6 protein-coding genes and 1 pseudogene are annotated in these 6,682 nt (G+C 41.0%); 1 reads left to right on the top strand and 6 read right to left on the bottom strand.

Annotated features, from left to right (window positions below):
* A partial coding sequence (locus BLR76_RS10905; protein WP_143009252.1) for an IS1634 family transposase occupies positions 1 to 714 on the top strand: 714 nt, incomplete at its 5' end.
* A gap of 395 nt (positions 715 to 1,109) precedes the next feature.
* On the opposite strand, the gene BLR76_RS10900 is transcribed toward BLR76_RS10905, so the two are convergent.
* The 6 genes and pseudogenes from BLR76_RS10900 to BLR76_RS12105 all read right to left on the bottom strand — a co-directional run.
* Entirely contained in the window at positions 1,110 to 1,994 is an 885-nt protein-coding gene (locus BLR76_RS10900; RefSeq protein ID WP_245683089.1) for a 3D domain-containing protein, read from the bottom strand.
* A gap of 258 nt (positions 1,995 to 2,252) precedes the next feature.
* Positions 2,253 to 3,017: an ABC transporter permease gene (locus BLR76_RS10895; RefSeq protein WP_091268866.1), complete on the bottom strand. Its 765-nt coding sequence runs from the start codon at positions 3,015 to 3,017 to the stop codon at positions 2,253 to 2,255.
* Positions 3,014 to 3,667, bottom strand: coding sequence for an ABC transporter ATP-binding protein (locus BLR76_RS10890; RefSeq protein WP_091268865.1), 654 nt, complete (start codon positions 3,665 to 3,667; stop codon positions 3,014 to 3,016). Before BLR76_RS10890 ends, BLR76_RS10895 begins: the two co-directional genes overlap by 4 nt.
* A gap of 45 nt (positions 3,668 to 3,712) precedes the next feature.
* The gene (locus BLR76_RS10885; RefSeq protein WP_091268863.1) at positions 3,713 to 4,642 is read right to left on the bottom strand and encodes a YitT family protein; all 930 of its coding nucleotides are present in this window, start codon (positions 4,640 to 4,642) and stop codon (positions 3,713 to 3,715) included.
* Positions 4,639 to 6,249, bottom strand: coding sequence for an amidohydrolase (locus tag BLR76_RS10880; RefSeq protein ID WP_176759707.1), 1,611 nt, complete (start codon positions 6,247 to 6,249; stop codon positions 4,639 to 4,641). Before BLR76_RS10880 ends, BLR76_RS10885 begins: the two co-directional genes overlap by 4 nt.
* A gap of 170 nt (positions 6,250 to 6,419) precedes the next feature.
* Positions 6,420 to 6,682: pseudogene (locus BLR76_RS12105) on the bottom strand (group II intron reverse transcriptase/maturase); the annotation flags it as partial.

Here is a 6,682-nt window from a genome sequence, read left to right as displayed (position 1 = left end):
GAAAAAGATAAAGGACACTATTATAAAGAACGCTGGATCCATGAAAATGGATTAGAACAGCGATTGATTATCACTTTTTCTCCCAAGCATAAACGCTATCAAGAAGAGATTCGCAGAAAACAGATTGAACGAGCCATGAAGAAAGCCGATAATCCAAGTCAATTAAAGAAAAAACGTCCAACAGATTTCAAGCGTTTCTTAAAAGAGACCCATGTCACTAAAGAAGGCGAGATCTCGAAGGACTTTCAAGTCACAGTAGATCAAGAGAAGATAAAAGAAGAAGCGAAATACGATGGGTTATACGGTATCTGTACAAATGTATCGGGGGATTCAGAAGAGATACTTAAAATATCTCATCGCCGTTGGGAGATTGAGGAAACCTTTCGTATTCTGAAAAGTGAAATGCGTGCACGACCGGTTTTTGTCCGAAAGGATGACCGGATTAAAGCACATTTCCTCACTTGTTTTCTTTCATTACTGGTTTATCGTATTCTTGAAAAAAAGTTAGATGAAGCCTATACCTGTCCTGATATCATTGATACACTACGCAAGATGCGTGTGTTTGAATACTTGGGAGAAGGATATATTCCAACCTATACACGAACGGATTTGACTGATCAACTCCATGAGGAGTTTGGGTTTAGAACGGACACTGAAATTATTCCTCAAAAAAGAATGAAAAAAATTTTAAAACAAACCAAAAAACAAAAATAGTACGCACTTTTTTAACTAAAAAAACGACAAGAGAGCCTATACCTAAGGCATTCTTGTCGTTTTGACTGTCAAACTCGAGAATATTACCAAAATTCCTATTTGATGTAAAGCAATAAGCCTTGTCTGACACCATTCTCTCATAATTGGGCCAAACTATTCATATTAGTAATATCAGAACATTCCTGCTTTGGTTTGATAATATAAATAACCCAAATCTGTTATAGAAATACTCTATCATGAATGAGTAGCAATTCAAAAGAAAAGGCTTTTACAATTTCATCTCATTCTGTTACATTGACCAGCCATTTGTTAAACAGTGGTAAAATATTCATTTTTTATGCAAAAAAGCTATAAGCGAATTCAATATTCGCTTATAGCTTTTTAGAAGTTGAAATTTATTCGAATACTTGTACATCAATGCTCTGTCTGCCGAACTGAATTGCAGAATCTAGACTTTCGAAGTGAATATCGATTCGATTACCAATGATTGCTCCACCAGTATCTCCTGCAATGTATTCTCCGTAGCCAGGTACATAGATTGTTGATCCTAAAGGAATAACATTAGGGTCTACAGCTATGACACGTGAATTTTCTCTTAGGTCAATTCCAGTAAATGTGTAATTACTCAATTCTGGCTGATTACGAGAGTATGCGGTCGCCTCAACAGTCATCCAACGGCCGTTTTCTGAGGAAGAGGTTTGTGCTGTTGACTCTTCTGCTGGTTGAGTTTGCTCAACTACTTCTTCCACTGCTTCTTCTGCTGGTTGAGTTTGCTCAACTACTTCTTCTGCTGGTTCTTCTACAACAGCTTCTTCTACTACGTTTCCTTCAGCTGCTTCAACTGCTTCTTCTACTTCTTCAGGTGTCTCAGTTTCAACTGCATCGCCATTTGACACGTCATAACTAACAACTTCTTCATCACCATTTTGTACGGAAATGACTGACAGGTCTCTACTTAGATAAATAGTAGATCCGACATGAATCAGACTACGATTATCAATATCATTAACGTTTACCAATTTATCTACTGAAATATCTGTAGCTTGAGATATGCCCCACATTGTGTCTCCCCATTGGAAGGTATATTTAAGGACATCGTCGCTTCCCTGGTTCTCTTTCTGTGCCGCTATTTCCTGTTCGATCTGCGATACAGTCGTCGGCTCCCAGTTTGAACTGGTAAATTCATTTGCGCTGGCTTCAGACTCGTTAGTCAGGAATAATAGTCCTGCAGCTGAGAAAGTAATACCGGCTTTGATTAATTGATTTTTTTGTATAAACAAGTTTATACCCCTTTTCATAATTTACTACACGTCTCGTCTGTAGTGTCTTTTTGCTATTTACCCTAGGTCTTGCCCGGATAACTATATGTATCTTACCATGCACTTTATAAAAGAAAAGGGGTTTAGACCATCTGTTACTTCCTTTTAGTCAGTCTGTATTGTTATCATTACATCCTTACGAGACTATTTCAAAAACCGTCTTAGTGTCAATTATGTGACAAATAAGACGGTTTTTGAAATGTGTTAGCTTGTATTATTTTATAACGTCAGCTGTTTCTGCTCATTATAGAACTGTCTGTATGCCAAGTAGCTGGCACTGAAGCTTGCGATACTCGTCACTGCGATAATCATGAACATAACGACGATCTGATACCTGATGGCTTCTGTCGGTTCTACTCCAGCAAATATCAGACCGGACATCATACCAGGCAGACTGACCAGTCCGACTGTCTTTGTGCTGTCGATCGATGGGCTCATCCCCGTTTTCACGCTGGCTCTAATAATGCTCATGGATGCCTGCTTTTCATTCGCTCCAAGTGACAGCTTTTCAAGAACCTGCTGACGCTGATCAGCGAATTTTGAGTTCAGAGACTGGAAAGTCAATCCGATAGCGACCATTGCATTACTTGCAATCATTCCTGTAATGGGAACGATCTGAGACGGCAGCCATTCAATTGCCCCCGAAACAACGAGAATGACCAGAGTTACTGCAGTCCCTATCGATATGGAGAAAAGTGAAATAGTTAAGGAATGCGGAATCCCGTCACTTCTCTGATGGGCATTGAAGCCTGCGTTGAACACGATGAACAGTACCATAGCGAGTGTGACAAGCACATTATCAAGCTGTATTACATAGCTCAAGACATAACCGATAATAAACAGCTGGATAACTGCTCGTATGCCGGCAATAAAAATATCATAACCGAGTTCAAGCTTCTCTTTGTATGCAATAAGTATGGCGATGATCAGCAACCCTGTAGAAAGGAACAGCGAAAAGTTATTGATTTCCAGATTAGCGTTCATTTAGAGTCCTCCAGTCTGCCGTCAATGATCGTGATCACTCTGTCTGCCTGACTGATCTCATTTTCATCATGGGTGACAGATAATGTAGTCAGGCCATTCTCTTTATTTAAAGTGTCCAGTATCCCGTGAATAATTTCCTTATTCTCAGCATCAAGCGAGCTGGTCACCTCATCAAGTAAGAGAACTTCCGGAAGATACATCATGTTTCTGATCAAAGCTACACGCTGTTTTTCTCCACCGGAGAGTTCGTTGATAGGCTTATCCAGGCAGGAGCGACTCAAGCTGACGCGTTCAAGCATATCTTTCGCTTTCTCTTCATCAAATTCTTCGTCTCTGATGTCATATGGAAAAGACAGGTTGTCCCTGACAGTCTGATCGAAGAGCGAAGCGTTCTGGAAAAAGTAGGAGACCTTCTGGCGATACTTTAGAGGATTGGTCTCCTGTATGTTCTTTCCATGGAACAAAACCTTTCCGTCAGTCGGATTGATGATGTTCCCGATGATCTTTAATAAGGTGCTCTTTCCTCCTCCGGACGGTCCTGTTATCGTTACCCTTTCCCCTTTCTCGACAGAAAAAGAAATCGACTCCAGGATAGACTGATTGTCTGTCTTAAATGAAATGTTACTAATTTCGAGCTGGTGGTCAGACATCGCGACACTCCTTTATAGTTATTATCATGTAATAATCATTATAAACTATTCACTTTCATTCGCAACCCTTTGTTCTTCGATCCACTCTTCTTCCGCTTCTGTGATCCGTTCAGCCTGCACTTCCTGAGCCAGATAGGAAAAACCTTCTCCAGTAACTTCCTGAACATGTGAGATGGTCATGAAGGCATTCGGATCGATAGCCTCTACGATACGCTTAATTGGAAGAACTTCCCGTCGACTGATGATGATATAAAGAATGTCTTTCTTCTCCTTAGTGTAGTAGCCACGTCCATCCAATATGGTAATGCCTCGCCCGAGCTGGTTTTCGATGGCTTCGGCAATCTCTAGATGCTTTTTAGATATAATAAAGAAGGATTTTCTCGGATTCAACCCTTCTAGAATAAAGTCAATGACCTTACTTTGAATGTAGAGGTTGATCAATGTGAGAAACGCATTCTCTGCACCAATGATAAATGCACTGGGCAGGACGATAAACACATCGATCATCAAAAGACCAGTTGGTATATTTATCCCGAGATATTTCTCCATCAACTTGGCAATAATATCACTGCCTGCTGTTGTCCCGTGACCCAGCATAATCAGGCCAATACCTGCACCCATAAAAATGCCTGAACCGATTGGGGCTAGCAAAGTCGTTTCAGGAATGAACTGATAACCTGTGACCATGAGGAGCATAACCGAAATGATCGCATTGGCTACGAGAGTATAATGGAGCGTTTTTTTGTCAAGAAACTTATATCCAACAGCCAGTATGAACATGTTGATAATAAAAATCGTATAAGATGGTGGGATATCGATAAGATAAAAAAGGATCAGAGAAAACCCAGTCAGGCCTCCTTCAGTCAAATCGTTTGGTACTGTAAAGACGTTCACACTGGTCGCATATAAAACTGAGCCTATTATGATAAGCATAAAATTTTTCAAACGCGCTTTAGTGATTAGCTCATTGATCATCCCTTGTCCTCCTCATACACTTTTATTCCATCTACATAAGTGGAATGCACCGTTATATTCTTGATCTCAGAAGGAGTAACTGAAAAAATATCCTGATTCAGTATAGCAAAGTCTGCCAGAAACCCCTCTTTAATTCGTCCCTTTACATCCTCATCAAAGCTCGCATAGGCACTTTCATAAGTGTAGGCATCGACTGCCTCATAGATAGACATCGCTTCGTTAGGAAGATAGGCTTTCTCAAGCGGCTCATTCAGTCTGTTTCGTGTAACTGCACACTGAATATTTTCAAATGGATCGAATGAAACGATCGGTGCATCGCTGCTGAATGACTGATGAACCCCTTTATCCTTCATTGTTTTAAATAAGTAAGATGTCTTCGCTCGCTCCTCACCCACTCGATCAAACAGGATAGGAATATCATCTTCCAGAAAAATCGGCTGAACGTAAGTCAAATATCCTTTATCAGCCACCCTGTCGATCAGATCCAGTCCAGTGATCTGCATATGATTAATCCCCAAACGCAAGTCATTGTCTTTGCCATCAAGGGCCGCATCGTATGCATTGAGGATCGTCTCTATACCCTGATCCCCTATCCCATGAATAATCACTTGATACCCGTGGTCGACAGCTGTTTTCACTTCATCAGACAAGGTGTCTTGTGATTTCGTCAAGATTCCTTTAGTTGACTGATCATCTGAGTAGGCTTCTCTTAATGCAGCGGTTCTGGATCCTAATGTTCCGTCTATGAAAAACTTGATCGGTCCGATACGGTTCCAGTCGCTTCCTTTTCGGAAAGGGTAATCCATTTTTAGAAAGTCAGGCAGGTATTTGCCATTGTTGAACCAAATCTGCTGATAAAAGCGTACGGTCAGCGCCTTTTCCTGCTCAAGTTCTTCATATAAAGATAATGTCTCTTCTACAGTATCATCTTTAGCGTCGTTAGTGTGCATCGATGTAATGCCGTACTGGTTAGCCAGCTTCATCGTCTGTCTGATTGCTTCCTTTTTCTCTTCTTTGGTTCTCGCAGGCAGCTGAGCTTTAACCAGATCCAGAGCCCCTTCAGTCAGTATACCAGTAGGCAGTCCGTCGGTATCTTTGAGAATCTCCCCACCAGTTTCTAACTGACTGTGCTGTGTAATATTGAAAGCCTTAAGTGCAGCCGTGTTCAGACTCATGACATGACGGTCAACTCTTACCAGAACGATCGGCACGCTTGAAGAGGCCTGATCCAAATCATGTCTGTCAGGAATCCGCTTGTCATCAGTAAACAAAGTATGATTCCATCCCTCTGAATATAAGACATCTTCTTTAGTCATCTGTTGGTCCTCTATGTAAACTCTGCAGCGATCGATCAGTTCTTTCATTGAAGTCACACCGGTTATAGGGAGAAGGGGCAAAAATTCGGCAGTCATGAGAAAGTGCAGATGCGAATCATTCAGACCCGGAATTACCGTTCTCCCTCCAAGATCGATGACTTCTTCACCTTTAAAAAAAACCTCACATGATTCGTTGTTCCCAACCTTTTTAATCGTATTGCCTTCTATGACCATGCTCTCTGCAAAAGTCGATTCACTCAAATAAATATGTCCGTTTTTAAACCATTTCATATTTACAACTCCTGACTTCATTCTGATTTTCACTCCGTCAGTATTCATTATACTCTTTAAGGAAGAGGGTGTGTACCCGTTTGACCGGATTACAATCGAGTAGGAGGTAAATAATTAATTTATTTACCGTCCTCTCACTCCACCGTGCGTACGGTTCCGTATACGGCGGTTCAATATCTTAAGTAAGCAGACTCTGCCAGGTCTCGTAGTGGAACTACGTTCCAACGGTAGAGTCTTTTCGTTGTAAGCACCCAATGAACCTCAGGTGTTTTTGATAATCTCCAGTACTTCTTTCTGGAGTAGCCTATGCGTTTAGCACTGTCCATATCTAGACCTAAACGCATTAATCTGCTAATCTTAGTACGCGGGTTTTTCCATCTTTTTAAAATCAGTTGTCTGATACGGTGATGCAGCCATTGCTCCACTTTCTTCA

It is taken from the genome of Alkalibacterium thalassium (assembly GCF_900101165.1).
Taxonomy (GTDB): Bacteria; Bacillota; Bacilli; order Lactobacillales; family Carnobacteriaceae_A; genus Alkalibacterium; species Alkalibacterium indicireducens.
Note: the sequence above shows the minus strand (reverse complement) of the source record. Positions and strands in the feature narration are given on the sequence as shown.